Source organism: Rhizobium hidalgonense (assembly GCF_002914525.1).
GTDB lineage: Bacteria > Pseudomonadota > Alphaproteobacteria > Rhizobiales > Rhizobiaceae > Rhizobium > Rhizobium hidalgonense.
Genome location: NZ_LODW01000050.1, coordinates 96,621 through 122,596 on the forward strand (window position 1 = coordinate 96,621; position 25,976 = coordinate 122,596).

A 25,976-nucleotide genomic window follows, 5' to 3' on the forward strand; every position below is an offset into this window, starting at 1 on the left:
TACTCTCCTCAGGCTGAAATACGCTCATAAGCTCGGCTTGCCGGCAGTTCCGAAATGATCCGGGCGAGTTCGCCGGCGCGCGCGGCGCCGGTGTGCCCCCCCAACACCCGTCGTCTTGCAGCCGTCGCGATGGCGGTTCGGCTGGTGTCGTCAAGTCCGGTCAACACCGCCATGACATCGGCTGGTCCTTGTGCAATGATCGCTGCCTCGCCGTTCGGGAACAATTCATCGAGCCCTCGCCAAAAATCGCTTATGACAGGCGTTCCGCAGGCCGCGGCTTCGAACAGGCGCACGCTCGGTGACCAGCCGGCGGCGATCATGTCGCGGCGTGTCACATTCAAGGTAAACCGTTGCCGGCTGTAGAAGCTTGCATGATCAGCAGGTGCCAGGTGCTCGATACGCTCGATATTCGCCGGCCAGTCGATCTCGGCGGGATATTGCGGTCCGGCTACAACAAAGCGCATGGAGGGCAGTTGACGGGCAGGCCCCAGAAGAAGCCGCTCCAATGTCGGCTGCCGGTCGGGGCTGTATGTTCCGAGATAGCCGAGGTCCCAGGAATGAGGCTCGCCGGTGTTGGCATAGCGGAGCTCGTCGACGGAGCAATAGAGGGCGGCCGCTTTCCTTGCGCCATATCTCCGCTCCAGCAGCGCCAGCACCTCCCCTCCGGAAAAGGAGAGATAGGCGTCGAAGCGCGGAACCTGCCTCAGCGCCAGATATTCCTCATCACCGCGGTCCAGTTTTGCCAGCGTGACGGGCGTGTCGATATCGTAGAAGCACAGAGTTTTTGGCTCGAGCGTGCTAAGTTTGTCGACAAGGGCCACACCATCCGGAACATAGGATCCGACGATCACTGCGTCGGCCAGGCGCAGCCTGTCTCGATGGAGTTGCAGCACGGCGTCGATGTCAGAATAATAACCGAGTTCACAGAAATCGGGCGAAGCGAGATCACGTTGGCTGGCATACCAGGGCACGTCCCGCTCGAGGAACAGAACCCGGTGGCCATCCTGCCGCAGGCCTTGGATCAGGGCCCGGTAGGTTGTGGCGTGGCCGTTTCCCCAGGACGAGGAAAGCGAAAGTCCGAGGAAGACGATGTCGAGCGATCGCGTCATTCGGCTGCCTCCATCTGCGCCCCAAGGCGAGCGCGGAAAAGTCTATCCACCGCTTCGGCACGATTGGTATAAGTGTGTTCTGTCAGCACGCGCTGGCGCGCCCTCTCCCCAATCTCACGCGCGGAGTGGCGAGACAGATCTGCGATCAGGTCAGCCACATCCTGTCCATCGCGGGCGACCAGGACTTCTTTGCCGGGCGCAAGGAAGTGTTCGATGCCTTCCCAATGGTCAGTGATGAGACAGGCACCGGCGCCGGCGGCTTCGAAGACCCGCGTTGCGGGCGAAAACCCGTTCTCCGCCATGCTGGCGCGCGATATGTTGAGAACTGCCATCGGGGTTACGTTGAAGGCGTTGTGATCCCGGGTCGGCACATGGCCGATATAACGGATATTTGGCGATATCAGCTTGTCCTGCCAGCCCGAGCCTCCCAGCAGAAACGTCCGGTCCGGCAGATGTGAGGCGGGCTCCAGGAAGAAATGCTCGACGCGCGCCTCCCGATCCGGCAGACGATTGCCGAGGAAAGCGAGATCGGCGGAGAAACGGCTGTCGAGCGGTACCGGATGATGCGTTTGCGGGTCCAAGGCATTGTAAACCGGCACGCAATCCGCCGCTCCGAAGGAGCGGTATGCGCTAACAACCGGGTCGCCGCCACCGTAGGTGAGTACCAGGCCTATCCGGGGAAGCGCTCGGCGCAGCGGATGATCGGGATTGTCCCGAAGCTCGGCGAGAGTGGCAGGTGCGTCGACATCCCAGAAGATCTTCAAGGCCCGCGGCCGGGCGTTGCCAAGCAGCTGTTCGAGCAGCAGGTCGTCCTCAAAACCGACGCCGCTTGCCTTGACGACGATATCGGCATCGGCCGCCTTTCTGCAGACAGCCTTCAATGCCTCGATCGTGCCCTCGTAGACAACGACCCGACACCAGTCCGGCGGATCGATGTCGCGGTTCTTCTGCCGGTCGTAGACATCAGGCTCGTAGAAGGTGATATCATGCCCCTTCTCCGCCAGCGCCCGCAGCAGTCCCCGATAATAGGTGGCCGCACCATTCCAATAGGCGGAGAGGAGGCTCGAACCATAAAAAGCGATCTTCATTCGGCAGCCTCCTGGGAGTGAATGCACATGGTCACCCGGCTCGTGCCGCACCGTGTGAGGACCGTGAAAAGCTCGTCGACGCGGTGCCGGCAGGTATGGCGCGCCTTGATCGTCTTAAGGCCGGATGCTGCCAGACTTGCAGCCCTACCGGGGTCCAAGAGCACGTCACGCAGATTTCGCTTCATCTCCTCGCCATCACCAGCGAGAAGATAGTCCTGGGCTGGCGTGAAGAGGTTCTCGGCGTCGTCCCAGGGCGCTGAAATCAAGGGTATTCCGCAGGCGAGCGCCTCAAAGACGCGGATTGTTGGAATGCCCGGCAGACGCTCGACGTAAGGTCGTCGCGGAATGTGCACCGTGACATTGTGTAGGGCGAAGGCGACAGGAACATCCGCATTGGCGATCCATCCGCCGTAGACGATACCGGCCTCGCTCAGGGCGTCAAGGGCATGACCGGGATAGCGGACGCCGCGCACCGTCGTGTTCAGACCGAGCGATTTCACCGGTCGGACGAGAAACTCGAGAAGTTCGGCGGACCTTTCATCGTCGCCCCAATTGCCGATCCATATGAGATCTCCGGTTCTTTCCGCGTCCGGTATCGGTCGAAACAGAGCGTCGTCGGCTGCTTCATGCCATGTAAACACCGACTTTCCCCAGCCGGCGCGAAGATAACGTTCCCGCAACGTCTCGCCGAATGCCAGCACCCCGTCGTAATCGTCGAGGGCCAGTCCCGCGATGTCGCCCTCAGCCGAGACCGCCCGATGATGCGTGTCGTGAAAGAGCAGCGTGAATGTGGCGCCATCGCGCCTGATACGGCCGAGACGCGCAACCAGATCCGGTTGCGTCCACTCGTGAACGATCACGACATCAGCATCGGCAAGCGCCGCGTTGTGATCGAAGTCCTTGCCGTAGATTTGCGACCTATGCTGCGGAAAGGTCTGGTGAAACCTCTCGATCGCCGCCGATCCCTCCTCCCTCACAAGGTTGGCACGGCTCCAGGCATCTTGCGGTTCCAATGCGAGCGCCTCATGACCTCGGCGCTGAAGGTCGCGCATGACCCCCCTGAGAAAATGTGCGTTGCCATGGTTCCAGTCGGAAATCAGCGAATGGGTATAAAAAACGAATTTCATGATTACTCCGCTGCTGTTGAAGAGACGTGGCCAGGCGTGCCGGAATAGATCCTGCACATTGCCGCCGCCTGGGCTTGCCGGCTGAATCGAGCCGATCGCTCTTGCGCCTTCAGCCCGAGCGCAATGCGCTGTTGCGGGTCACCGGCAAGGCGGTTGAAGGCATCGGCGAAAGCTTTCGGCTGATGCGGATCGGCAAACAGAGCGGCATCTTCCCAGATCTCCCGATAGGTCGGGATATCCGAAAGCACCAACGCCGCGCCCGCCCTCGCCGCTTCGAGAGCCGCCAGACCGAAGGGCTCGTAGATGGATGGTGAAGCTACGATGGCCGCCTGCCGCGCCAGGGCCATCATTCGCTCATGCGACAACTCACCGCGATGGTCGGCATGGCGAAACTGCAAATATTGGCCTTTGGGGCCATAGTTTGCACCAGCCGCAACCACCGGACAGCGCGTTACCTTTGCCGCCGTATCCAGCGCGGCGCCGTTTTTCCCCTCGTCCCACCAGCGCCCCGCCGCAAGGACGATATCCAATTTGGGCTGGTTGGACGGATCGAGCGCGCTCGAATTATAAACGATATTGAGGTTCGGGATCGGCCCATAGGCCAATTCCATCGCTGCGGCATGGCTGCCGCTTGGCGCGATCACGCTGTCCGCACGTGCAAAACCTGCGCTGTTCAGCCGGTATTGCCATTGCCAATCCCGCGGCACATCGCTGCTGCGCACGGCCGCAAACCAGGTCACGACACACGAGTGGCAAACCACGATCACCGGCAGGTCCGTTTCAATGCCTGCGGCCTGCGACGGCAGATTGAGATGCAGAAGATCGGCCGCTTCACGACGGGCGAGATCGGCGATCAGGCGTGGTACCCCTGCAACCGCCTTCTCGTCCTGCTCCATCCAATCGAGCGGCGCGTCCAGCCAGACGAGCGTGCCAAGCCGGTTCGCCTCCGCGATCTTCTCCTCGGCCGGGACCGGACCAAGGCCCGCGAAGACGACCTCGATGCCGCTTGGCTTCAAGGCCGACGCCAAATCCATGGCGTAACGCCAGACACCGCCTACCGCGTCGACCGTCATCACCACGCGACGTCGGTTGCTTCGTCCCCGTCCGGTCATGCCGATGCCTTCCGCTTCTCGCTACGACGCTGCTGGCCGCCGAAACGATTGGCGATCAGCCATTCGGCGAGATGCCGCAGCCCCTTCCTCCACCCGATGCCGGCAGTCCAGCCGGTTTCGCCTTGAAGTTTTCCGGTATTGGCGACGAAATAGAACTGGTCGCCGGCCCGCCACGGACCGAAGCTCGTTTCGACCGGACGTCCGGCGAGATTCTCGATCTCTCCGAGCACCGAAAGCACACTGACGGCATTGTGCGGTCCGCCGCCAAGGTTGAAGGCCTGTCCGGAGAGCCTGTCGATATTGGAAAGCAATAAACGGTAGGCAGCGACGGCATCGTCCACATGCAGGATATCCCGCACCTGCTTGCCGCTGCCGTAGACGGAAATCGCTTCGCCGCCGAGAGCCCGGATCAGGAAATGCGCCACCCAGCCCTGGTCCTCGGTGCCAAACTGGCGCGGACCGTAAATGCAGCTCATCCTCAAAACGGCAGCAGGAATGCCGTAGGACTTGGCGTAATCCAGGACATATTGGTCTGCGACACCTTTCGAGCAGCCATAAGGCGTGCAGAAATCGAGTGGTCGATCCTCGGCGATGCCTTGCGCCCGCAGGAACTCGTCTTCAGGGATGAAACGATCATCGAGTTCGATCATCCCGAGATCGTCGAGCGCGCCATAGACCTTATTGGTGCTTGCGAAGATGACCGGCGCCTGTCTGCCCGCCTTGCGCACCGCTTCCAGCACGTTGAGGGTGCCGCGCGCATTGGTCTCAAAATCGCCAAGCGGATCGGCAATGCTTGTGGTCACCGCCGTCTGGGCGGCATAATGGAAGACAGCCTTGGCATCCTTGAAGGCGGCTTCGATCCCCATCAGGTCGCGAACGTCAGCAAGGACCGGATGCACCCGCGCGCCATGCCGCTCGATCAGCCATGAGAGGTTCTGATCGACTCCCGACCGTCCGAGATTGTCTAGGATAATGACGTCCTCGCCGTCGTTCAGCAGACTGTCGGCAAGGTTGGATCCGACGAAGCCGCTGCCGCCGGTCACGACCACAGGGGCGGCATCCGAGGCGATATGCGGGGCAGCGAGGGCAGCAACGTCCTGCAGCCGGTTGACGCCTCCCTCCATCAGAAGGCGGGCCAGAAGCTTCGGCTTGTTGTCGTGGGTCACTGCTCCAAGGTGATAGTGCCGCGGATCGAACCACAGGCCTTCCTGAACCGGCACATCCGGCGGCACATCGCACCAGGAATACCAGTACATGCGGTCGGCTGGCACATTGAGCGCTTTGATGAAGCGTCGCGCCTGTTCGATCTCGTCGCTGCGCCAGGTCGAGTAGCCGGCTTCGGTAATCCATATCTCGGCATCTGGATTATAGCGGGCGATAATCCCTCGCATCTCGCCAAGATGCATGTCCCAGCCGCCCCAGGTGGCTTCCTCGCTGTCCCAGGTTCCGGGAAAGCCATGGAAACCGACAGCATCGACGACACCGAGCACACCGCGCGCGCCCATCAGATTGAGCCAGTAGGGATCGAAGGGGCATGGGCCGCCGAGCACCGGCTTATAACCTCGCTGCTTTGCCCAGTAAGCCGCACCGCCCACCATCTCGCAGAAGAGCAGGAAATCACTGTCGTGGCGCCAGTCCCAGTCGAGCAGGTTGTTCGGTTCGTTCCAGAGCTCGATATATCGGAAATAGCGACCGTAGCGCGTGAGGATGTGGTCGACGAAATCGGCGTATGATTTGAGGTCGACCGGCGGACCGGAGGATTTTCCCGTCCGCGACAGTGAAGGCGGCGTATAATGTATACACGGAAGGAGATCGATTTCTTTGCCGACGCGAGGGATCAGCCAGTCGAACCATTCCTCCCCGCCGGGCGCGAGATATTCGGCCCAGGATAAATGCGTGCGCAGATAGCTTGCGCCACTTGCCAAAATGTCGGGAAGCACAGCCTCCGTGCGTTGATGCTCTCCGGGACGGAACCACTCGACGAAACCGAACGGCCTCTCCTGTCGGCGGACTTGTCTGGAACCGGCGTTCCTCATGAAACCAGTCCCCGCTCTTCCAGTTGTCGCTTCATCTCGGCGCCGCGATCGACTGCCCCTGTCTGACGGACCCATTCAGCGAATGGAGCGAGGGCATTTTCCAAGCGATATTTCGGTTCGAAGCCGAGCAGTTCCCGCGCCTTGGAGATATCGGCAAAACAATTCCGAATGTCTCCCGAGCGGGCCTTGTGCATGATCTCAGGGCCGATCTCGGGTGTGCCCATGGCGTCAGCGAGAAGCATCGCGACATCGGCAATCGAGTAGGCCTGGCCGCTGCCGATATTGATCACGTGGCCGGAGGCTGCCGGCTTTTCCAGAGCCAGACGAAAGGCAACAGCCACATCCCGCACATGGACGAAATCGCGCCGTTGCCTGCCATCCTCGAAGATCATCGGCGGCTGGCCATTGGCGAGGCGGGAGCCGAAATTTGCAAGCACGCCGGTATAGGGATTGGAAAGCGCCTGCCCGGCGCCGAAGACGTTGAAAAGACGAAGGGCAACGGCATCGAGGCCATAGGCTTCGCCGAAGATCAGGACCTGCTTCTCCTGGGCGTATTTCGTCAAAGCGTAGATTGAAGCGAGATCGACCGGTTTCTCCTCGTCGGTGGCGACCGGTGTCATTGGCTGATCGTCGGGCCCAAGCGGATCCCAATGGCCGCCTTTGATGTGATCCGCCCGCCGCCGAATATATCCGAGCCGCTGGCCGCTCGCCGTCGAATAAAGTCCTTCCCCATAGACGCTCATCGAAGAAGCGACGACGATCTTTTCCACGGGCAGGCTGATCATGGCTTCTAGCAGAACAGCCGTTCCGAGATCGTTGGCGCCGACATAGCGGGCAATTTCATACATCGATTGGCCGACACCAACCTCAGCTGCAAGATGAATGACGCCCGCCACATCCCTCAGGGCTGCGCGGACGCCATCCTTGTTTCTGACGTCGCCCCGGACGACTTGTGCCCCTTCCGGCACGCTGACCTCGGCATCGGCATGCACCTGGTCGATCATCGCATCGAGAATGCGCACATCGTAGCCGTTTTTCAGAAGCTCTTCAGCGACGTGGCGGCCGATGAAGCCGCACCCGCCTGTTATCAAAATTGTCATTATTGCATCCGCTCGGTTGAACAAATTATTTCGGAGACGGCGGCCGAACCGAGCGTGGATGGAAAAGTTCCTTCATCAATGACATCTTTATTGACTTCATCATCTATGACTTCTTTGACTTCCGCCGGAACTCTTGGAAGGGCCCGCAGTTCGAGGATGCCACACTGGAGGACATCTGATGGACACTGCGGCAACATCCACAGCCGAACTGATGAGGGCCGTCATCATAGCTGGCCCCGGGCGCGTATTGATCGACACGAGGCCTTTGCCGACCCCTGGTCCCGGCCAGGTCAGGGTGAAACTGGAAGGCTGCGGTGTCTGCGCCTCGAACCTCACCCCCTGGGCCGGGCCCGATTGGATGACCTTCCCCACCGAACCCGGTGGATTGGGCCACGAGGGCTGGGGCGTCATCGACGCTGTGGGCAGCGGCGTTGCGGGTCTTGAGTTTGGGGACCGGGTTGCGGCTCTTTCCTATCACGCCTACGCCACGCACGACATCGCCGATGCCTCGATGGTCGCGGTGCTGCCTGAAGAATTGGATGGCAAGCCGTTTCCGGGCGAACCGCTCGGATGCGCCATGAATATCTTCGGCCGCAGCAATATCGAACGCGGCCAGACCATCGCCGTCATCGGCATCGGCTTTCTCGGCGCCCTCCTCACCCGGCTCGCGGCAACAGCGGGCGCGCGCGTCATTGCCATCTCCCGTCGGGCCTATTCCCTCGAAGTTGCAAGAAAGATGGGGGCGGCCGAGACCATCGCCATGGACGATCATTGGCGCATCATCGAGAGCGTCAGAGAATTGACCGAAGGAAAATTCTGCGACTGCGTCATCGAGGCAGTCGGCAAACAATGGCCGCTCGACCTTGCGGGCGAGCTGACGAAAGAACGGGGGCGGTTGATCGTCGCCGGCTATCACCAGGATGGCCCCCGCCAAGTCAACATGCAGCTTTGGAACTGGCGCGGGCTCGATGTCATCAATGCCCATGAGCGTGACCCGTGCATCTATATCAAGGGCATTCGCGACGCCATAGAAGCCATAGGTCAGGGGCGGATCGATCCGGAGCCCCTCTATACGCACATCTACCCACTGGAAGGGCTGGACGAAGCCTTGAATACCACGCGGGATCGTCCCGACGGTTTCCTCAAGGCTCTGGTGCAATATTGATGAACAAGTTGATTTCGCTACAGCAGACCACTGCCGTCAAGCAGTTGAGGCTCGGCTTTCTCGGCGTGGGATGGATCGGCCGGCATCGGATGAAAGCCATCCTCGACAGCGGCCTGGCGCGGGCCACTGCCGTTGCCGATCCGTCGGCGGAGATGGTGCAGGAGGCTCAGGCGCTCGCTCCCGATGCGAGGATCGCCGCGGGTCTCGACGATTTGCTCCACGATGAGCTCGATGGCATCGTGATCGCGACACCGAGCGCCAGCCATGCCGCGCAGTCCATCCAAGCGTTAGAAGCCGGGGTGGCCGTCTTCTGCCAAAAGCCGCTTGGCCGAACCGCATCCGAAGTAAGGGCCGTTGTCGACGCCTCCAAGGCGGCGGACAGGTTGCTCGGGGTCGATTTTTCCTACCGCCATTCCCAGGCCATGCAACAGATCCGTCAGCTTGTGCGCTCGAACACCCTTGGGGAAATATTTGCCGCGGACCTGACCTTCCATAACGCCTATGGTCCTGACAAACCATGGTTCTACGACAAGACTTCATCCGGCGGTGGATGCGTCATCGACCTCGGCGTCCATCTCATTGATCTGGCCTTATGGTGCCTCGACTTTCCACCCGTCGCCACGGCGTCCAGCGAGTTGCGGGCAGGTGGGAAAAGACTTGGCGAAAACGCTGAGGTCGAGGATTTCGCGACGGCGACGCTTACGCTGGCCGGTGGCGAAGTCCTGCGCCTGACATGTTCCTGGCGACTTCAGGCTGGCTGTGACGCCGTGATCGGCGCTGACTTCTTTGGAACTGAAGGAGGCGCCTCCTTCAGAAATGTCGACGGGTCCTTCTATGATTTTACCGCCACAAGGCTTGCTGGCACATCCCGTGAGACCCTGGCCCTGCCGCCGGACGAATGGGGTGGACGGGCCGCGGTGGATTGGGCAAGAAAACTCGCTCAAGGCCAGCGCTTCAATGCCGGGTGTGAACAGTTCGTCGCGGTCGCGGCGGCAATTGATGAGATATACCGCGCAAGCCGATGAAACTCATAAGCGGCGGATGATCGTGTCGCGGGCCGGTCGAATTGGAACGCTAGGTCCCTTTGATGAGTCCATAAATGACAATTGTCGCATAAAGAATGAATGCGACGACACCCACGGTACAGATCAGGACCAGCGCGATCCGGCCGGCATTGAGCCTGGTGCGCTTTCCTGAAGATGATGACGATTGTCGCTGGATCGGATCTTTATCCCTCTTCCTCATCGGATCTGCTCCGTTGCCGGCATGGGTGCTTTTTCGTCCGGTTCGCCGGGATGCGCCATTTTTGAATTGTCATGGCCCGTTCCCGAGCTGGACGGCCCGCCTGTCCTCACCTCCGTCAAGGGGCACCCCTCTGCGGAAGATCGATCTGCTGAGTAAGCTCATCTTTGAGCTCGTTTTGTCCATTGCCTGCTGGCCGGGCTTTTTTGCCAGTGGTTCCAGCGTCGCTTGGCTCCGCCACGCGGTGACTGTCGTCGCGGATGGCGGCGCCGCTTCCCGCTCTTTCCTCATCTTCAGGCGGCGAGTTTGTGCCGGGCGGTATTTTTGCTCGTTTGTCCATGACATCCTCTAAACTGCCTCTCGGAACGGTCTTCTCGAAAGCGCGACCCGCGCCGGGTGATCAAACAATCGCCAGTAGCAAATGTTCCGGACTTGGCGCCAAGCCCGCCTCGATCAGTGAATGTGATCACGCGAAGCCCCTTGAGCTTGTCGGCAGCTATGACTTCAATCCCGAGGCCGGGGCGATATCTGCCGCTATCGCTTATGGTGCCGACTGCTCTTCCCGATATAGCCTCCAAGGAATCGTCGCCACCGTCAGACGAGGCCCACCAAGCCTTACCAGTTTTGCCCTCAGCCGCCCTGCCCGGTTCATATGCAGCAGCATTTGCCACCACTTGTCTTTCACCGTTTCAGGAATGAGAACCGCCACCCGCCTCTCCGGGCTGTCGGCGTCAAGCTTTTCGATCAGCCGCAGCATCGGCTCATGCAATTGCCGAAATTGAGCTGGGATGAGCATAAGCCTCGGAGGCTTCAGTCCACGTGCGGCAATCGGCTCCTCCACCTCGACCCGCCATTCCTCGCGAAGCGCTTTTTCGCGTTCGTCTCGGCCCGGTCCGCCCAGACGAATGAAATGGACAGCAACCACGTCCGGCGAGATCGTCAGGGCAAACTTGATCGCGCGTTCACTCAATCTGTTCCAATTTTCCATGATGACGAGAACGGTTGGCGGCTGGATATCGTCAACAGTGATCGGACCCGGCTTCCGCAGTTCGCGCTGGAGCGAAGTGTAGTAATGCTTGATCGATTTGAGGATGACGATCGTCACCGGAACGGTCATCAGGGTGATCCACGCTCCTTCTGCAAATTTCGCGACCATAATGATGATGAGCGCCGCCCCTGTGGACATCGCCCCGATTGCGTTCATTGTCAGCTTAGCCGCGTGTCTCTTGGACTGGCGGCGCCAATGCAAGGTCATGCCTGCTTGAGAGATGGTGAAGGTCAAAAAGGCGCCGATCGCAAACAGCGGAATGAGATTGTCGGTGATCCCTCCGAAAACGATCAGGAGAAGCCCGGCAAAGCCAGAAAGAAATAGAATTCCGACGGTAAACATCAGCCGACGGCCTGGCTGAGCAAAGGCTTTCGGCAGATAGCCATCGGCGGCCACCATTTGGCAAAGGCGTGGAAAACCGACAAAGCTGGTATTGGCGGACAAGCAAAGGACGCTGAGGAGGCTCGCCATCGCTATATAGTAAAAGGCACCATGGCCGGCGACGGCAGCAATCAATTGGGACAACACACTCTGATAGCCTTCTTTCCCCTGATCCATCGCGCCGATCTCAAAGACGGTGACGATAACAGCGATACCACCGAGCAACACACCGAGAATGACGACGATGACGGTGAGGGTGATGTAGGCGTTGCGCATCACCGGCTGCCTGAACGACCCCATCCCATTGGATACTGCCTCCACACCTGTCATGGCCGTGCAGCCGCTGGCAAACGCATGCATAAGCAGCCAAACCGTTGCTCCCTGAGCCACAGGGCCAAGCGGTGGCGGCGGAATGACCGGAGCCGGATTGCCGCCAATGACAAATTCAACCAGTCCATAGCCGATGGCGCCCAGGAAGCAGATGATGAAGACGTAGGTCGGCAGCGCAAACAGCCAGGCAGCCTCTCCGGTGCCCCGCAGATTGGCCAGCATGACGACAAGGACGATACCGAGGCAGAGTGGCAGGATGTATGGATGAAGGCTCGGTATTGCGGAAACAAGGGCTCCAACTCCCGCCGAAACCCCAACCGCGACATTGAGGACGTAATCGATCATCAAAGCCGAGGCGGCAAGCAGGCTCGGATATTCTCCAAGGTTCTCTTTCGCCACGACGTAGGCACCGCCGTTTGTCGGATAAGCAGCGAGGGTCTGCCGGTATGAAAAATAGAGGATCGCCAGCAGCGCGACGATACAGGCCATTACCGGGCCGATATAGAACAGGCCAAGCGTGCCGAGTGGAATGAGAATGGTAAGCGCTGCTTCCGGTCCATAGGATGACGAGCCGAGGCCATCGAGACCCATTGCGGGCACCGCTTCCACCCAGCCAATTTTCTTGTCTTCGTGCTCGCGATTGGCGAGGCGCCGACCAAACAGGAGCCTACTGACGTCCAACTTCTCTTCCTCATCGAACAACGAAAGCGCTGACGAACCTCCGTCGGTGGTTCCGGTTCCCAAATCTGGAGTTGATGTTGGCGCCGCGGGTATGCCTCATGGTGGGAAGCTGAAACAGCGAATGGGCAGGAAATCGTCGGCCGACAGCTGCACTCCGAACAGCACGGAAGCCCAAACAGGTTGTGTAGCCAAGAGTAGTCCGGGGCAGAAGGCAGGCCATGGAATGGCGATCCGCAATTCCATGGAGGAGTTTGCGGCATCGATCAGGCATGTTTTCTCCTGACCATGATATAACCGCCAGCGAGCATGACAGCGCCCCAAACCAAGAAAGCACCGTCCCAGTAGAGCCATGCCGACCGTTCGACTTTCTCGTTCACATGGTGAATACCCAGCAGTTGGTGATCGATAAGTCCTTCAATGAGGTTGAACAGCCCGAAGCCTATGAGCCCTGTGCCGATCAAATCCTTCGTCGACCAGGAAAAGTGCGGCCGGCGCCGCGAGCGCCATAGAACGAAAAGGCCGGCGACGAAAAACAGGTATGTGGCCGAGTGGAAGACGCCGTCCCAGAACGTGTTGAACTCGAGGTTCCCGATGCTGTCGATCGGATAGAGCGAGCTGAACATGTGATGCCACTGCAAAAGCTGGTGAAAGACGATGCCATCGAAGAAACCGCCCAGGCCGAGGCCAAACAGGACGCCCGATGCTCGGGGGAAGTTCCGACCTATGGCCATCCTGCCGACCGCCGTCATTGGGCTACCAGGATCACAGCCATGGCGGCTACCGAAATAAATCCGGCAGCACTCAATCCGAGTGTCAGATATTCGGCCGCCCTTTGCCGATGTTGGCTGAACTGCATGTTCGCCAGGACGGCCGCCAGCCCGCCTGCCATCCAACTCACCAAAGCCAGCGCACCGAGAAAAAGCGCCCATCGCGTTGCTGTGTCCACTGTTCTGCTCCTTTCGCAGATGCACTCCCGACACGGAAATTGCTCAGATTGACCACTAACAGCGCTGGGATTGCTTTGGTTTCTGTCCGGTACCGCACATGACCGAGCATCGTCCATGGGGCCGATCGTTGCGCACGCCAGCTGGCCCCGGGAACCTTTATGCCCCGCCAAGGTTGGGTGCCCCGTATCGGGAGCACGACGATGAATTACCTCTGGTTTTTTGTAGTAGCGGGCGGAGCAGCTCTTTTAGGAATTGCGCTCGCATTTGGAATGATCAAACAGGATGGTCGGCGCTCGATCGCGGCGATCGCCGGTGCCTCCGTCGTCGCCATTGGAGCATTGGGTTTGGGGCTTTATGTCGCCAGCGCACCGACGGCACCTCTCCGCGCATCGGACAGGGAGGGATCGCAGAGCAGGCTGCCGGCTGCCCCAACAACCGAGAAGGACCTGCCGGGGAAGTAACCAACGAGTGCCTGGTCCCATCCGGTTTAGAGGGCGCAGTGCCGCCGCCGGCAGGAGGTAGAAATTGAAGAATTCTGCAGTCGTTTCGGAACGCAAGTTTGCCGCGGCTCTCCAGGGGATGTCCGATGATGAGCTTTTCGAACTGATGGCCGAGCTCGAAATCCGGGGTTCGACTTTGGCTTCGTGCTCGCCCGCCAACGAGGATTTCGTAAAAATTGTCCTCGTCGAAAGCGCCATCGAAAGGCGCTTCCCTGGGCAAATGTTGAAGCCCTACAAGGCGTGGCAACTCCGCCTTATGCACCGGGATTGTGCGTAAGACAGGCTTGCGGTCCCAGCCACATTTCTGCTCAGGCTATGCAATCGCGATTTCCTGTCTGACCGAACCCGCGCTTCGCACCGGCTGCTGTCTGTACGCAAGCGTACGGGGCGGAGAGCTTTCGAAGGTGCTAATATAGGACGGGCAGCTGTTTCGGGGAGCGCGCAGGTATGGATCAGTCCTCTGTTCTGGGAAAAGAGACGGAAATCTATCGGCACATGGTCGAGAGCGCCCAGGATTACGCGATTTTCGCGATGGACCCCGATGGCACGGTGGTGACGTGGAGCGCTGGTGCGGAAAACCTGTTCGGATATCCCGCCTCTGAAATGATCGGTCAAAACAGTGGGATCCTCTTTTCTTTCGAGGATCAACTCGCAGGGGCAGCGCTAAAGGAGATCAGGCTTGCCTTGACTGCTGGGCGCGCCGACGACAACCGGTGGCATGTCCGCAAAGGTGGCAGTCTGTTTTGGGCATCGGGGCTGATGATGCCGCTTCGCGATGATGCCGGCGAAGTCTACGGCCTGACGAAAATCGTCCGCGACCGAACAGAAGCGCTTCATGACGATGAAGCGCTGCGAGCCAGTCAGGAACGACTCCAGCTCATACTTCAAAGTGCGATCGATTATGCAATTTTCGCTTTCGATCGCGATGGACGCATCATCAGCTGGAACACCGGAGCCTGCCGGATCTTCGGCTACGAGGAAGCCGAAATTCTCGGTCGCGACGCCCGAATCCTGTTCGTACCCGAGGATCGTGTCGAAGGAGAGGGCGCGTTGGAACGCGAGATGGAGAGAGCGCTGGAGCGCGGTCGCGCGGAAAACGAGCGCTTCCACTTACGCAAAGACGGCTCGACATTTTGGGGCAGCGGGTTGACCATGCCGCTGCGAGCTCATCATCCCCGCGCCGGTTATCTCAAAGTTCTCCGGGATGATACCGAGCGTCATTTTGCTGACGAGCATCAACAAATCATCCTGCGCGAAATGAGCATCGGGTCAAAAACAGTCTCGCGCTCGTCGCGGCCATGCTGGCGATGCAGGCCCGCTCAGCCAAACAGCCGGAGGTCGGGCAGGCGCTTCGTGATGCCGAAGCACGTGTTGGGACCATCGCCGAGATACACGATCAGTTGTGGCGGCAACCGCACATCGAAACGGTGAATCTTGCCGATTTCTTGTCTAGCCTTTGCCAACGCCTGCAGCAATCGACCGCCCGCCACACGGTATCAGTTGACGCAGATGCATGCGTCATGGATGCCGACCGCGCGATTCAAATTGCGCTGCTTGTAAACGAGCTGGTGACGAACGCCTTCAAGCACGCTTATCCGGATATCTCCGGAGCGGTTACCGTCACTGCACGGACCGGCGACGACGAGATCTGCCTTGAGATCTCCGATCGAGGAAAGGGTCTCCCGGGGGAATTGTGGCCCTATGAGAGCGACGGGAGGAGCCTCGGAATGAGGATCGTCCGTGCGCTTGTGCAGCAACTGAAGGCCGAATTGCAAATCGTGGATCAACGGCCGGGTACGGGATTTCTGATCCGCCTGCCACGAAACTCCTGACAGGGCGTCCGGTTGGACGACACAAGTCACACTGTTGAGGGAGCCCGATTAATGGAGGGCACGGGCCGTGCCGGTTTTAAGCCCCAGCATCGTCGCACGGAGCCGAAGGAGTTCCCTTATTATGCCCTCCCAGCATTCGTCGTCGGCTCCGGCGATTGACCCTATCGAAGAGCCGACGGTACGGAGCAGAAATTCGAGGGCCGGGTGCAACAAAACGCCGCTCCGTGCGCCTTCGCAGATCTCCTGAAGTTCGTCGACGATCTGGAGTAGAACAGTCTGTCGATCTGCGAAGCTAAGGTCCCGCAAATCTGCGGCGATCGAAGGAAGGCTGCGACTCCTACCGATCGTCACGGTCACCGTTACCGTCCGTGCCGCGGGTCAGTGGGCAGCGCCGCATTCGGTGACATTATCATGCCTTTCAAATCCAGGTGCATATGCCGCATCAGACCAGTCAGCCTGTGTTTCTCCCTGATGCCGCATTCGAACCAGGATACCAGTTCTGTGGCAACGTGCATTGCCGCCGGACTGGCGATCTCACATGATTTTTCCTTACACCATCCTTCTAGCACAGCCTTCAACATCGCCACGTCCTCAGGATGCAGCGCCGGTTTTGTGATTCCAGAATGGTGGATCATTGCCATTCCCTCCGCGTACATGATCGGATCCTAATCTTAAAATTTTCGTTTTCAATCACCAGTGCGAAAGCGTACGGATAGGTCAAGGGCGCCATGATTTTGGTGCGGGCGGAACTAAATCGGTCCCAATCAGGTTCGGGTGGAAGGTGCGAAATGAAGTCGCATGCGAGCGGGCTTGGGATGGTCCGCGAATAGGCGCGATCGCCCAGCAATTGCCATGAAGGCATGATCACCCCCAACAGAATTAGGCGCCCGCATGAAACCGCTTGGCCCGCTCGCTGGTAAGACGATCCTTATCATCGGTGAGGCCGACTTTCTTTCGGACAACGCCAGGGGCGCCTTGATTGCGAACCAGGCATCAGTCACCGGTCCGATCGTCGCCGCAGATGCGATCGATCGTTTGAGTGAAGGGCTAATCGTCGATGCGGTGATCATCGATATCGCTATCTCCGACGACGCGATGCTCTGGATGAACGAATGGCTGGAGGCACGAAAGATCCCCTTTATCTTTGCGCGTGACCAGCGGTCCGCAGGCCTCCCCGGCGGCTTTGTCCTCAGCGGACGCCCTGCCGATATCAATGCAATAGTCTTTGCGCTTTTTGGCCAAGAGCGGCCCTTTTACCATTGAGATGTTCGCTTTCGTACAGTTGCGGTGGCGGAGTTGTGTCTGCCGACAATGAGTCACAATATCATAGGGCATGATTGAAGCCTCAGGACCAGGTGAGAAGCCATGTTCGATGCTCAGTCCATTCATCTGAAAGCACTTGATTCAGCCGACCTCGACCGTCTGCGGGGCGTGCTGAATATGATCTGCCGCGAAGCCGACCAGCCATTACGCGCTCCTGCGACGCAAAAGATCGCGGCGCTGCTCATCAGCCTTTATCGTCATGGGGTGACCGACGAGGACAAATTGCTGTCCGTCAGTCGTCGCGCATTGGCGCAGCGGCGGATCGACAACACCACCGCCGTTTCCGACCCTGTCAGGCAGCTGGAGGCGGAATAGCAGTCCCGGTGAGAAACGATAGAGTACTTTCGCAGCGCCGGTATCCCAACCTGGCAAGGACAGCAGATCATTGGGCCAGGAGCCCGCAGAAAACCACAGAAGCGCTGGAACCGGATGCCGAGGCCGAGGTTTGACTGGGATGGACCCCAATGATACCGGACAATTTCAAATAACGACAAATCCGGCACTCACAGGCTTGCTAGGACGTTGCCCGCGATGCCAGCGTGGCCATCTCTTTGAGACCTATCTGAAGCTTGCCCCCCGCTGTGATGTCTGTGAGTTGGACTACGGCTTTGCCGATCCGGCCGATGGGCCGGCATTTTTCGCGATGAGTATTGCCGCGGTGCCTGCCCTCGCCTTTGCTCTTTGGATCCAGCTCACCTTCGATCCGCCAATTTGGGTGCACCTGCTGGTCACCCTCCCCCTGACGGTCGTTGCCTGCGTGCTTCTCCTGCGTCCGCTCAAAGGCTGGCTGGTCTGCTCACAGTTTTTTCATAAAGCGGAAGAGGGCACAATCGATACCGAGTGGCACAGGTCCGAGGCAGAGCGGAACGTGAAACGTTGAGTCCTCCGGAAAGGCTGCACCAGCTCCTCGATGCCGATCCATACAATGCTATTCGAATCTGCAATTCGACGTTAAAAACGGTGACTGCTACGACCGCTATCATTCGCCTGCAGGAAATGCGGGGGTCAGTGCGGATCCTGGGAGAACGCGAAGGCCGCTGCTCGGCGATGCGGTCGCAGGTCCCATGACGTCCAGTGACGGCAAGGTTGTGCCGCCGAAGCGCGGACAGATGAAACGGTCGATGGAGGCATTGATCCACCATCGCAAACTGCTAGCTGATGAGGGCCCAGTCGCAGTCGAAGCCTGAAAAAGGCGAACTCTGCGTCGATCTCGTTGCAGACTGCACTTATGCCCGAGGAAACCAGCTCGCAGAGGTGTCGGCCATTCTCGGTTCGCTCGACTTCGGCGAGGTTGATCAGTCTGGCAGGATGGCCTTCTCGATCGTCCCGGAAATCCATTGGCGGACAAGGTCGTTTGCCCTTGCCGAAAGCTTCGTTGGCAACCGGTTGAAGCCATGGGGTGCCTCAGGAAAGATAATGCATTCGGCGTTGGCGCTTTGCTGCTGCCATTTCCGGCCCATCGAAATGCTGTCGTCGACGATGGGGTCGAGCGCTCCGCCGATCAGGAGGGCGGGTGGCAGCCCCGACAGATCGGCAAAGAGCGGGCCTTTGGCCCTGCGCCCGGACAGGCTCGGCGTCAGCCGCTGAAGATTGCGCAGCGCAGACGGCCCATTAATCATAAGGCTCTTGTTGCTCGAACGCCGCAGGCTTTCCGATCCTGTCAGATCAAAGCAACCACACATTGAAACGAAGCCCGCAACCGCCGCTGCCTTCCCACGCTCACGCAAATGAAGAAGCGCCTCGGCAGCGAGATGCGCGCCGGACGACTCGCCGCCGAGGATGACGTGCTTGACCTGCAACTCGGCCAGATGCTCGATCAGCCACTCGACCGTGGCCGTACAGTCCTGGAGGGTCATGTCAAGCCGATCGTCGACTGCGTTATGGAAATCGACACTCACCACCAGCATTCCGCAAAGCCTTGCGATCGGGCAGGTGATGCCGTCATCGAGGCGTGCGTTTCCCATTACCCAGGCACCGCCATGGAAATGAACGTAAAGGCCACGCACTTGGCCATTTGAAACAATGGATCTCAATCCAGGCCGTCGGTCAGCGAACTGGGCGAATTCGATGCGGCGCGGCAATGGGTCAGGAACCAGCGCCTGTGCTGCCCGAACCAGGGCCTGGACCGTTTTGGCATTCCAGCGATGATCGGTGTGGTAACGAGGAAGAAGGCTGAGGAGCGCGTTGAGCCGTCGGGCGCCGCGGAGATCATGGCTGGTAAGCGACATCAGTCTACCGCCCGCCGTCCTCTTGCTGGCATCCCGCGTCACTTCGAAGTCAGCCCCTGGATCCTCGTCAGATGCATTCTGAGATCAGGTAGTATCTTCTGTGAGGCTCGTTTCAGGGCACCGTCAGGCCCGTTTTGCGAATAGTCTGTAAAGAGGGCCACGGCCTCTTCGTGCGCTGTCACTTGCGTCGAGAGATAGGCTTGATCGAAATTTTCCCGATTACTTTGCTGCAGTGCGTCAAGCTTCTTTTGATGCTCGTCGTCAAGAGCCGACGGCAGTTCAACGCCATCCTTCCTGGCAGCATCTGCTAAAGTCGGACCGGCGCGACCGTGATCTTTCAGCATGTCCGTGGCGAACTGCTTTGCATCTTCGGCCGCGCCTTTGGCGACTTCTATCTCCGCGGCCTTGAGCTCGAACATGTTGGCCGTCGCCGCGCGGGTTGCGAAATCGGTCGCCTTATGACGTGCGGCTTCATCGGCAGCCAAGGCGGGTGCTGCAATGGTGCAAATCAGGCAAGCTTGGATTATCAGCCTCATCGTCGTTCTCCGGGTGCTTAGGGTAGAAGGCGGACGAAAGGGTATCGTCCGCCGAAATCGGCTCAGATCTGCTCGGCTTGCGCCCCGCTATTGGGCTTTGCGGGTGCGAGAACGGGCTTTTCCCCCATGGGCTGGGGCACGATCGTCTTGAAACTCCCCTTGCCGTCGATCGACCGCCCTTCGGACCAGCGTCCGGGTGCCGGCTCGCTGCCGTCCCGCTGGAATCCGAGATAGGCGTAGCTGAAGTCCTGCATCTCCTGCTCCTGCGAAAAACTATTGGGGATGGGGAAGACCTTTGAAGCCCCACCAAGCTCCTCAAGCGCCGCCATCCATTGGTTTTGGTGCATGGTGTCGCGGGCGATGAGGTAGGAAAGCATCTGTTTCATGCCGGGATCGGTGGTCAGGTTAAACAGTCGCGTCGCCAGCACACGTCCAGTGGATTCTGCCGCGACGTTGGCAGTCATGTCGGCTGCGATATTGCCGCTGGCATAGATGTGAGACATGTCGAAGGGGACGCCGTCGGAATCCACCGGCATCGCGGAGAGCCCCGCCGAAAGAAGATTTTTCATATTCAACCCGCCAAGGACGGCGCTCGCCACGGGGTCGCGCGCAACCTCGTCCTTGACCGAGACAGGCGCGCCTTCGAGATTGAGCGCAACTGCGGTCGCCAGCATCTCGATATGCCCGAGTTCTTCCGCGGCCGTGTTCATCAGCAGGTCGCGAAATTTTGGATTGCCGCGGGCCCCGCAGGCTTGAAAGAAATATTGCATGGCAACGCGGATTTCACCTTCGACACCGCCGATGGCTTGCTGCAACGCACGAGCAAACTGGGGATCGGGGATCTCCACTCGCACCGGGAATTGCAGCTTTCCGTCCGTGTAAAACATTGATCTCTCCTATTGAGTATTGAGCTTTCTTCGCGGGTCGGCACCGACACCACAAGCACGTCAGACGCCGCCCCAACAATGAAACCGCGAGACGGTTCCCGTCGCCCGGAGAGATCCCTCAGTTTGTTGCCAATAGAGACTGAATTTGCGGGAACCCAGTTGGCCGTTTGCGGTTAGGCCTCGCCAACAAGGAGGACCGAAAATGCCGGCGACCGAAATTCGTGACGTCTTCGTCACAGGTTTGAGAAACGCACACGCCATGGAAAACCAGGCTCTTAGCATCATGAAGCCGCAATTGAAGCGGATCGAGAATTACCCTGAGGTGGCCGAAAAGCTCGATCAGCACATCCGCGAGACCGACGCGCAGATCGTGCGCCTCGAGGATATTCTGGACGGCTTGGATGAGGATAAGTCGACGCTAAAGGACCTGGCGCTCTCGTTTACCGGGTCGATGGCAGCACTTGGCCATACGGTTGCCGATGATGAAATTCTGAAAAATTCCTTCGCCAATTTCGCCTTCGAAAATTTTGAAGCCGCAGCCTACAAGTCGCTGCTGACGGTCGCCGAGGCAGGCGGGTACGGCGCAGCCGTGACTCGCCTTCAGGAAAATTTGGCCGAGGAGCTGGCGATGGCGGAATGGCTCAACGACAATGTGGTGGCCCTGACCACGAAGTTCCTCGCCTTGCGTCAAGTTGGCGAGACAGCAAAGGTTTAGGATCGAAATGCGTGAACCGGATTTCTTTGCCGAGAAGGACCTTGCGCCGCAATGGAATTGGGGTACGGCACCAGCGCTATAGCCGCCGAGTCAAGTCGTCTTGGTCCAGTTCCGTGAACTCGTTTCACTATCCGTTGCTTGGTCGGCTCTAGCCGTCGAGTGGTTGAGTGTGCCCGCAGGACTGATCCGGCGCTTGGACACTACGTCCGGGCGGCTTGGCGTGTCACGAAGCTCGCGATGGGGCACACGCATGATCAGTCTATAAGGTGGTTGCCGAGTAGCAACAGCAGGGACTCACGGGCACGGCTGACACGGCTCTTTAAAGTTCCGATCCGACACCCGCAGATCTTGGCGGCGTCTTCGTAGCTCGTCCCGGCAGCCACCAGAACCAGGGCGCGGCGCCTGTCCTCGGATAGGAGCGTCAGCGCCTTTTGCAGCTCCCGCTCACGGAGGGCCCACTCCTGCGTCGGCGCGACCGAAGCATGTTCCAGTAGCACGTCCATTGCGACCGGCTCGCGTTTTTGCCGCCGATAGTTGGTGCAGAACGTGTTCCGAAGAATGGTGAAAAGCCATGATTTGAGGGAGGTCCCTGGATGATAGTGATGAAGGGAGTTCAGCGCCTTCAACAGGGTCTCCTGTACAAGATCGTCGATGTCGTCATCGTTGCGCAGGAACCTGCGGGCGAAGGCACGCAAAGCGGGCGTCAGCTCAACGATTTCTGCTTCAGTCGCAGATGCCTGTTCGGTTGCTATTTTTTTGCTATTGGACGCGGGATGTATCATGGACAAAGATGTCATTGTTCTCTCCTGGGATGAGAGGAAAGTTCCTGACAATCCATTCGTTGCGGTACGATACCGAACGGACGCCGCCGTTGCCGTCTTTGGTCGGGATGCCCTCCCCCGGCTGGCACAACAGCGAACTTGATCCCCTCAAGACTGCGACGTCGACGATTTCCTTGAGGTCCATGCCTCGGCCTCTGGGAAGAAGAGAAAGCAGCTGGCGCGCCACATCTTGAAACAGGATGACACCACGGTTGGTAAGACGTGCTTTAGAATCGAAACCGGCTCGTCAAATCATCGTTCCGGCGATCAACCCTGCCGCGATCTGGCCGACTTTCGGGGCAGGACCGCCTCTATTTTCCCACCCGGACTGGGCGTTCGTTGACCGTTGCCTGCCGCGGAGGTTACGGCCAAAGCCACCCCGTGATCATCTGTGGCGCTGAAGGCCCGTAGCACTCCTCTCCGAAATGCGTGAAATGCGGTCGCCGGATAGGCAGATCGCCGCGGCGAGGATCATCAGGGCCATTCCGATAAATCTCTGCGGTTCCGCGGGTTCGTCGGCGAAGACCACGCCGACTGAGACCGCAATGGCAGGAGACACGAAAGCGAAGCTGCCTGCCCTTGCGGGGCCGATGTCACGCAGGAGCTGGATATAGATGCTGTAGCCGAGCAGCGAGCCGAAGACGACCAGAAACAGCCACCCTGCGACCGCCTGCCACTCCCACGGCGCGACAAGGCTTTCAGCCGAGCGAGGCTCTATTGTCAGCGAGGCAATCAGCAATAGGCTCCCGCCGATCAGCGTCGTCAAACCGCAAAGGCGCGCGCTGCCGCACTTCGATATCAGGGGTTTTGCCAGCACCGACCCCCAGGCCGACGATATGGCTGCCCAAGCGATGGCGACTAGCCCGAGCATCGGCAAGCCTGTCTCAAGCCCAGCCAGATCTATGGACGGCGCGAAAAGAAGGCAAAGGCCACCAGCTCCAAGCAGCATCGCGAAAGCACGCAGGCTATTCCACTGCTCTTCTCCCAGGGCGATGCCGAATGCGAGCAGCGCAAGTGGCGTCAGCGACATCTCCAGAACCGCAGCGGTTCCTGAAGGTACGAACTGCATGCCCCAGAACAACGGGCCATAGCAAAGTGTGATCATCAGCAGGCTGACAATGAAGAGGCGTTTCTTATCCCCCTTGGCGAAGGCACGTCTTTGTCCTCTCGCCCAGGCCCATGCGATGAACGCAGCACCTGCCACCATGAATCGCGTTGCGGCAAACATCATCGGGGGCACGTATTCAACGCCAAGTTTTACGGCGATCCAGGTCAGCCCCCATACGAAGCACAAAACCGTGAATTTCAAGAGATTACGGGCGGACAACATGGTGCGACCTTGTGGTTGTTACGGTTAAAGCTTATTTATACCGTTACAACCTTATTCCTCGGGAGTTGTTCCAGGCATGGCCACCTCGACAGCTGACATGCGCCTGAGCGGCGGTCATCCTGCCCTCGACCTCGCCAACACCGTCGACAGCAGGCGCGGCCGCTGGGGGCCAGATCTTCTGCGGTCATTCGATGATCTGCTTGTCTTGGCGGACCGACTAAACCTCATCGACCGGCGAGCGGTGTCGCGGCTTCACAGCCTGGCGGAAAGCGATCCGCCGAAGGCGGCTGCAGCGCATGCGGATGCTCTTACGCTGCGTGAATCGATCCACCGGCTCTTTCTTAGTGAGGACGCTGGACAGCCCTACCCGGTCGAAAATCTGCGCCTGGTGGAGAATTGCGCACGTCGCGGCCGATGCCATCAGCGCCTTGCAGAACATGAAGGCGGCTATGCGTGGGCTTTACCTTTTGACGATCTTGCGCAACTGGCTCAGCTCTTCGCGATCAAGGCGGTCGATCTGGTGACGGAGCGCAATCGGCGGCGAGCGGTGCGAGAATGCACGGGCAACAATTGTGGGTGGCTATTTCTTGATCATTCCAAAAGCGGACGACGAATGTGGTGTTCAGACGCGACCTGCGGCAGCCACGCCCGCATCAAACGCTTCCGATCCCGGATGAAAGGCAAATAGGTTTGCAGCAGCGCTGGGAAGCACAATACCGGCTCTCATGCTCGCAGTTTTGTGCATCAGCTCTTATCCCTGGCCAAACCCACGCATTTGGCCGCGCTTCCATACCTGTCAGATGGCGCCGTCGTGATCGCCGTAGATCAAGCTTTTGGCGATGTGTCGTTTCGCCGGTTATTGACCGGCCTCATTCTCGGATTGGCCTTATTGCAGCTTCCGGCCAGGAAGCCGGACAAACCGATGCCATAGCCTCGAACGGATCGAGCATTGAGCTACCGTCTCTGATGTGGTGAGCGATCCGCACACCGTAACGGGAAGGAAGTCGGCGGCGATCACCTCTATCCCGGTGAAGAACCGCGAGAGGATGTTCCAGCGCCGTTCTCGGCGTTTGGGGTATTGCCGCTTCGGAATCGGCGATCCTGCCCGATCCCTTTTAAAGCAAGAGCATGCCGAGGGTGCTCACAGCCATGGCCATCGCCGTGAAAGCGCTGATGTAGACCATCCAAGGTGGTGCTTTGAGATCTCCCATGATGGCTGGGTTCCTGGCCATCAAGACCATGAGGATGATTATCGGCGTCGCCAGAACGCCATTGACGACCGCACTCCAGAACAGGGCGCGGATCGGATCAAGTCCCAGCATCGTGACTGCAACACTTCCAATCGTCGCGATCACGACCGTGGCGTAGAAAGCCTTAGCGTCCTTGAGCTTCTTGTCGAGCCCTTCGGGCCAGCCGAAGCACTCTGCAACGGCATAAGCCGCCGAACCCGCCAGAACCGGGACTGCGAGCAGGCCCGTCCCGATGATCCCCGCCGCAAAAATCGCGAATGCGAAATTCCCTGCAACTGGCTTGAGCGCCGCGGCTGCCTGCGCCGAGGTTTCGATGTCGGTTTCGCCATTGGCGTGCAAAGTCGCGCCGGCCGCAACGATGATGCAGAGAGCGACGATATTCGAGAAGCCCATCCCCACCATGGTATCCATTCGAATGCGGCCGAGTTCCGGCCCTGCCGCTTCCGGATTCCGTCGCAGCCGGGCAAGCTTCCTGTTCCTCAATTCCTCGACCTCCTCCCCGGCCTGCCAAAAGAACAGGTACGGGCTAATGGTGGTGCCGAGGATGGCGACGATCGCGGTGAAGTGGTCACCATTCAACTCGAATTTCGGCACTAAAAGTCCGCCCAGCGCCTCGCCCCAAGGCACTTCCGCCACGAGAACCACTGCAACGTAGGCAAATAGCGAAAGCGTCAACCACTTCAGGACATTGACGTAAGCGGGATATGGTACGAAAACTTGGATCGTCGCGCAAAGGATGCCGAACAGCAGGGCGTAGACAACCTCCGGACCACCGACCAGGAGCCGGAGCGCAGCTCCCATGGCGGCAAGGTCGGCGCCGATGTTGATGAAGTTCGCGATGAACAATAGGACCATCGCGCCGTAGGCGAACCAGCGGTGGTAATGGAGCTTGAGGTTCTTGGCGAGGCCCTTTCCTGACACGGCCCCGATGCCTGCGCTCAATCCCTGGACCGCCGTCATCAGCGGGTAGCTGAACAGCATGGTCCAGCCCAGAGTAAAACCAAACTGAGCACCCACCTGACTGTAAGTGGCAATGCCGCTTGGGTCGTCGTCGGCGGCTCCCGTGATCAGTCCTGGACCCAACGCCCTCAGAAAGCTGGCGTTTCGCTTGGGAGACGTGTTTTCGATGGACGACGATACCATGACAGAACCCGAGAGCATTTGGCCAGGAATGCCGGGAACTCGACC

27 protein-coding genes and 1 pseudogene are annotated in these 25,976 nt (G+C 59.3%); 11 read left to right on the top strand and 17 right to left on the bottom strand.

Annotation, left to right across the window (positions count from 1 at the left end):
* Nucleotides 1–8: 8 nt before the first annotated feature.
* The 6 genes from ATY29_RS13315 to ATY29_RS13340 are packed head-to-tail and all read right to left on the bottom strand — an operon-like array spanning nucleotide 9 to nucleotide 7,572.
* Entirely contained in the window at nucleotides 9–1,109 is a 1,101-nt protein-coding gene (locus tag ATY29_RS13315; RefSeq protein ID WP_097536597.1) for a CgeB family protein, read from the bottom strand.
* Nucleotides 1,106–2,197: a CgeB family protein gene (locus ATY29_RS13320; RefSeq protein ID WP_097536598.1), complete on the bottom strand. Its 1,092-nt coding sequence runs from the start codon at nucleotides 2,195–2,197 to the stop codon at nucleotides 1,106–1,108. Before ATY29_RS13320 ends, ATY29_RS13315 begins: the two co-directional genes overlap by 4 nt.
* The gene (locus ATY29_RS13325) at nucleotides 2,194–3,324 is read right to left on the bottom strand and encodes a CgeB family protein (RefSeq protein ID WP_097536599.1); all 1,131 of its coding nucleotides are present in this window, start codon (nucleotides 3,322–3,324) and stop codon (nucleotides 2,194–2,196) included. The genes ATY29_RS13320 and ATY29_RS13325 overlap by 4 nt, the downstream gene beginning before the upstream one ends.
* A 2-nt stretch (nucleotides 3,325–3,326) precedes the next feature.
* Nucleotides 3,327–4,436, bottom strand: coding sequence for a glycosyltransferase family 4 protein (locus ATY29_RS13330; RefSeq protein WP_280176725.1), 1,110 nt, complete (start codon nucleotides 4,434–4,436; stop codon nucleotides 3,327–3,329).
* On the bottom strand, nucleotides 4,433–6,472 hold the full coding sequence (locus ATY29_RS13335; RefSeq protein ID WP_097536601.1) for an NAD-dependent epimerase/dehydratase family protein: 2,040 nt from the start codon (nucleotides 6,470–6,472) through the stop codon (nucleotides 4,433–4,435). Before ATY29_RS13335 ends, ATY29_RS13330 begins: the two co-directional genes overlap by 4 nt.
* Nucleotides 6,469–7,572, bottom strand: a complete 1,104-nt coding sequence (locus tag ATY29_RS13340; protein WP_165779429.1) for an NAD-dependent epimerase/dehydratase family protein — start codon at nucleotides 7,570–7,572, stop codon at nucleotides 6,469–6,471. Before ATY29_RS13340 ends, ATY29_RS13335 begins: the two co-directional genes overlap by 4 nt.
* Nucleotides 7,573–7,750: 178 nt before the next feature.
* Between ATY29_RS13340 and ATY29_RS13345 the strand changes: the two genes are divergently transcribed.
* The 3 genes from ATY29_RS13345 to ATY29_RS36875 all read left to right on the top strand — a co-directional run bounded on the left by ATY29_RS13345 (nucleotide 7,751) and on the right by ATY29_RS36875 (nucleotide 10,331).
* Entirely contained in the window at nucleotides 7,751–8,737 is a 987-nt protein-coding gene (locus ATY29_RS13345; RefSeq protein ID WP_097536602.1) for an MDR/zinc-dependent alcohol dehydrogenase-like family protein, read from the top strand.
* Complete coding sequence (locus ATY29_RS13350; protein WP_097536603.1) at nucleotides 8,737–9,762, top strand: Gfo/Idh/MocA family protein; 1,026 nt, start codon at nucleotides 8,737–8,739, stop codon at nucleotides 9,760–9,762. Before ATY29_RS13345 ends, ATY29_RS13350 begins: the two co-directional genes overlap by 1 nt.
* A 95-nt stretch (nucleotides 9,763–9,857) precedes the next feature.
* A complete protein-coding gene (locus ATY29_RS36875) occupies nucleotides 9,858–10,331 on the top strand; it encodes a hypothetical protein (RefSeq protein WP_165779430.1) in 474 nt (157 codons plus the stop codon).
* Nucleotides 10,332–10,520: 189 nt separating this feature from the next.
* On the opposite strand, the gene ATY29_RS13360 is transcribed toward ATY29_RS36875, so the two are convergent.
* From ATY29_RS13360 to ATY29_RS13370, 3 genes are all read right to left on the bottom strand, one after another.
* Nucleotides 10,521–12,419: an APC family permease gene (locus ATY29_RS13360; protein WP_097536633.1), complete on the bottom strand. Its 1,899-nt coding sequence runs from the start codon at nucleotides 12,417–12,419 to the stop codon at nucleotides 10,521–10,523.
* Between the two features lie 263 nt (nucleotides 12,420–12,682).
* Entirely contained in the window at nucleotides 12,683–13,168 is a 486-nt protein-coding gene (locus tag ATY29_RS13365) for a DUF2243 domain-containing protein (protein ID WP_097536605.1), read from the bottom strand.
* Nucleotides 13,165–13,365 (bottom strand): hypothetical protein, encoded by a 201-nt coding sequence (locus ATY29_RS13370; RefSeq protein ID WP_097536606.1) that lies wholly within the window; start codon nucleotides 13,363–13,365, stop codon nucleotides 13,165–13,167. Before ATY29_RS13370 ends, ATY29_RS13365 begins: the two co-directional genes overlap by 4 nt.
* Nucleotides 13,366–13,566: 201 nt before the next feature.
* Here ATY29_RS13370 and ATY29_RS13375 point away from each other — a divergent pair, with 201 nt between their 5' ends.
* Nucleotides 13,567–13,827, top strand: a complete 261-nt coding sequence (locus ATY29_RS13375) for a hypothetical protein (protein WP_097536607.1) — start codon at nucleotides 13,567–13,569, stop codon at nucleotides 13,825–13,827.
* A 486-nt stretch (nucleotides 13,828–14,313) separates the two neighbouring features.
* Nucleotides 14,314–15,698 (top strand): annotated as a pseudogene (locus ATY29_RS13385) (sensor histidine kinase).
* A 48-nt stretch (nucleotides 15,699–15,746) separates the two neighbouring features.
* On the opposite strand, the gene ATY29_RS13390 reads toward ATY29_RS13385, so the two are convergent.
* Both ATY29_RS13390 and ATY29_RS13395 read right to left on the bottom strand, forming a co-directional pair.
* Nucleotides 15,747–16,055, bottom strand: coding sequence for a hypothetical protein (locus ATY29_RS13390; protein WP_244597400.1), 309 nt, complete (start codon nucleotides 16,053–16,055; stop codon nucleotides 15,747–15,749).
* A 2-nt stretch (nucleotides 16,056–16,057) separates the two neighbouring features.
* On the bottom strand, nucleotides 16,058–16,333 hold the full coding sequence (locus tag ATY29_RS13395) for a hypothetical protein (protein ID WP_097536636.1): 276 nt from the start codon (nucleotides 16,331–16,333) through the stop codon (nucleotides 16,058–16,060).
* Nucleotides 16,334–16,589: 256 nt separating this feature from the next.
* Here ATY29_RS13395 and ATY29_RS13400 point away from each other — a divergent pair, with 256 nt between their 5' ends.
* From ATY29_RS13400 to ATY29_RS36390, 4 genes are all read left to right on the top strand, one after another.
* A complete protein-coding gene (locus ATY29_RS13400; RefSeq protein ID WP_097536608.1) occupies nucleotides 16,590–16,961 on the top strand; it encodes a hypothetical protein in 372 nt (123 codons plus the stop codon).
* A 102-nt stretch (nucleotides 16,962–17,063) separates the two neighbouring features.
* The gene (locus tag ATY29_RS13405; protein WP_097536609.1) at nucleotides 17,064–17,336 is read left to right on the top strand and encodes a hypothetical protein; all 273 of its coding nucleotides are present in this window, start codon (nucleotides 17,064–17,066) and stop codon (nucleotides 17,334–17,336) included.
* A gap of 139 nt (nucleotides 17,337–17,475) precedes the next feature.
* The gene (locus ATY29_RS13410) at nucleotides 17,476–17,901 is read left to right on the top strand and encodes a DUF983 domain-containing protein (RefSeq protein ID WP_097536610.1); all 426 of its coding nucleotides are present in this window, start codon (nucleotides 17,476–17,478) and stop codon (nucleotides 17,899–17,901) included.
* Between the two features lie 58 nt (nucleotides 17,902–17,959).
* The gene (locus ATY29_RS36390; RefSeq protein ID WP_375165825.1) at nucleotides 17,960–18,208 is read left to right on the top strand and encodes a hypothetical protein; all 249 of its coding nucleotides are present in this window, start codon (nucleotides 17,960–17,962) and stop codon (nucleotides 18,206–18,208) included.
* A gap of 108 nt (nucleotides 18,209–18,316) precedes the next feature.
* On the opposite strand, the gene ATY29_RS13415 is transcribed toward ATY29_RS36390, so the two are convergent.
* From ATY29_RS13415 to ATY29_RS13425, 3 genes are all read right to left on the bottom strand, one after another.
* Entirely contained in the window at nucleotides 18,317–19,249 is a 933-nt protein-coding gene (locus tag ATY29_RS13415) for an alpha/beta hydrolase (protein ID WP_097536611.1), read from the bottom strand.
* A 38-nt stretch (nucleotides 19,250–19,287) separates the two neighbouring features.
* Nucleotides 19,288–19,785 (bottom strand): DUF4142 domain-containing protein, encoded by a 498-nt coding sequence (locus tag ATY29_RS13420; RefSeq protein WP_097536612.1) that lies wholly within the window; start codon nucleotides 19,783–19,785, stop codon nucleotides 19,288–19,290.
* Between the two features lie 62 nt (nucleotides 19,786–19,847).
* Entirely contained in the window at nucleotides 19,848–20,672 is an 825-nt protein-coding gene (locus ATY29_RS13425) for a manganese catalase family protein (protein ID WP_097536613.1), read from the bottom strand.
* A gap of 202 nt (nucleotides 20,673–20,874) precedes the next feature.
* On the opposite strand from ATY29_RS13425, the gene ATY29_RS13430 reads away from it, so the two are divergent.
* Nucleotides 20,875–21,387: a ferritin-like domain-containing protein gene (locus ATY29_RS13430; RefSeq protein WP_097536614.1), complete on the top strand. Its 513-nt coding sequence runs from the start codon at nucleotides 20,875–20,877 to the stop codon at nucleotides 21,385–21,387.
* Nucleotides 21,388–21,641: 254 nt separating this feature from the next.
* Here the strand turns inward: ATY29_RS13430 and ATY29_RS13435 are convergent, their stop codons facing one another.
* Nucleotides 21,642–22,184, bottom strand: a complete 543-nt coding sequence (locus tag ATY29_RS13435) for a sigma-70 family RNA polymerase sigma factor (RefSeq protein WP_097536615.1) — start codon at nucleotides 22,182–22,184, stop codon at nucleotides 21,642–21,644.
* Between the two features lie 409 nt (nucleotides 22,185–22,593).
* On the bottom strand, nucleotides 22,594–23,538 hold the full coding sequence (locus ATY29_RS13440) for a DMT family transporter (RefSeq protein ID WP_097536616.1): 945 nt from the start codon (nucleotides 23,536–23,538) through the stop codon (nucleotides 22,594–22,596).
* 76 nt (nucleotides 23,539–23,614) lie between these two features.
* On the opposite strand from ATY29_RS13440, the gene ATY29_RS13445 reads away from it, so the two are divergent.
* On the top strand, nucleotides 23,615–24,226 hold the full coding sequence (locus ATY29_RS13445) for a CGNR zinc finger domain-containing protein (protein ID WP_097536617.1): 612 nt from the start codon (nucleotides 23,615–23,617) through the stop codon (nucleotides 24,224–24,226).
* A 427-nt stretch (nucleotides 24,227–24,653) separates the two neighbouring features.
* On the opposite strand, the gene ATY29_RS13450 is transcribed toward ATY29_RS13445, so the two are convergent.
* A complete protein-coding gene (locus ATY29_RS13450; RefSeq protein WP_097536637.1) occupies nucleotides 24,654–25,931 on the bottom strand; it encodes an NRAMP family divalent metal transporter in 1,278 nt (425 codons plus the stop codon).
* Nucleotides 25,932–25,976: the final 45 nt, after the last annotated feature.

Coding starts and splice junctions, on each gene's coding strand:
- ATY29_RS36875 (WP_165779430.1), top strand. CDS start 9,858: ATGAATGCGACGACACCCACGGTACAGATCAGGACCAGCGCGATCCGG.
- ATY29_RS13330 (WP_280176725.1), bottom strand. CDS start 4,436: ATGACCGGACGGGGACGAAGCAACCGACGTCGCGTGGTGATGACGGTC.
- ATY29_RS13440 (WP_097536616.1), bottom strand. CDS start 23,538: ATGTTGTCCGCCCGTAATCTCTTGAAATTCACGGTTTTGTGCTTCGTA.
- ATY29_RS13420 (WP_097536612.1), bottom strand. CDS start 19,785: ATGAGGCTGATAATCCAAGCTTGCCTGATTTGCACCATTGCAGCACCC.
- ATY29_RS13450 (WP_097536637.1), bottom strand. CDS start 25,931: ATGGTATCGTCGTCCATCGAAAACACGTCTCCCAAGCGAAACGCCAGC.
- ATY29_RS13350 (WP_097536603.1), top strand. CDS start 8,737: ATGAACAAGTTGATTTCGCTACAGCAGACCACTGCCGTCAAGCAGTTG.
- ATY29_RS13410 (WP_097536610.1), top strand. CDS start 17,476: ATGGACCCCAATGATACCGGACAATTTCAAATAACGACAAATCCGGCA.
- ATY29_RS13375 (WP_097536607.1), top strand. CDS start 13,567: ATGAATTACCTCTGGTTTTTTGTAGTAGCGGGCGGAGCAGCTCTTTTA.
- ATY29_RS13365 (WP_097536605.1), bottom strand. CDS start 13,168: ATGACGGCGGTCGGCAGGATGGCCATAGGTCGGAACTTCCCCCGAGCA.
- ATY29_RS13335 (WP_097536601.1), bottom strand. CDS start 6,472: ATGAGGAACGCCGGTTCCAGACAAGTCCGCCGACAGGAGAGGCCGTTC.
- ATY29_RS13435 (WP_097536615.1), bottom strand. CDS start 22,184: ATGACATCTTTGTCCATGATACATCCCGCGTCCAATAGCAAAAAAATA.
- ATY29_RS13445 (WP_097536617.1), top strand. CDS start 23,615: ATGGCCACCTCGACAGCTGACATGCGCCTGAGCGGCGGTCATCCTGCC.
- ATY29_RS13425 (WP_097536613.1), bottom strand. CDS start 20,672: ATGTTTTACACGGACGGAAAGCTGCAATTCCCGGTGCGAGTGGAGATC.
- ATY29_RS13405 (WP_097536609.1), top strand. CDS start 17,064: ATGTTCGATGCTCAGTCCATTCATCTGAAAGCACTTGATTCAGCCGAC.
- ATY29_RS13415 (WP_097536611.1), bottom strand. CDS start 19,249: ATGTCGCTTACCAGCCATGATCTCCGCGGCGCCCGACGGCTCAACGCG.
- ATY29_RS13315 (WP_097536597.1), bottom strand. CDS start 1,109: ATGACGCGATCGCTCGACATCGTCTTCCTCGGACTTTCGCTTTCCTCG.
- ATY29_RS13430 (WP_097536614.1), top strand. CDS start 20,875: ATGCCGGCGACCGAAATTCGTGACGTCTTCGTCACAGGTTTGAGAAAC.
- ATY29_RS13395 (WP_097536636.1), bottom strand. CDS start 16,333: ATGATCCACCATTCTGGAATCACAAAACCGGCGCTGCATCCTGAGGAC.
- ATY29_RS13400 (WP_097536608.1), top strand. CDS start 16,590: ATGAAACCGCTTGGCCCGCTCGCTGGTAAGACGATCCTTATCATCGGT.
- ATY29_RS13320 (WP_097536598.1), bottom strand. CDS start 2,197: ATGAAGATCGCTTTTTATGGTTCGAGCCTCCTCTCCGCCTATTGGAAT.
- ATY29_RS13340 (WP_165779429.1), bottom strand. CDS start 7,572: ATGACAATTTTGATAACAGGCGGGTGCGGCTTCATCGGCCGCCACGTC.
- ATY29_RS13345 (WP_097536602.1), top strand. CDS start 7,751: ATGGACACTGCGGCAACATCCACAGCCGAACTGATGAGGGCCGTCATC.
- ATY29_RS13325 (WP_097536599.1), bottom strand. CDS start 3,324: ATGAAATTCGTTTTTTATACCCATTCGCTGATTTCCGACTGGAACCAT.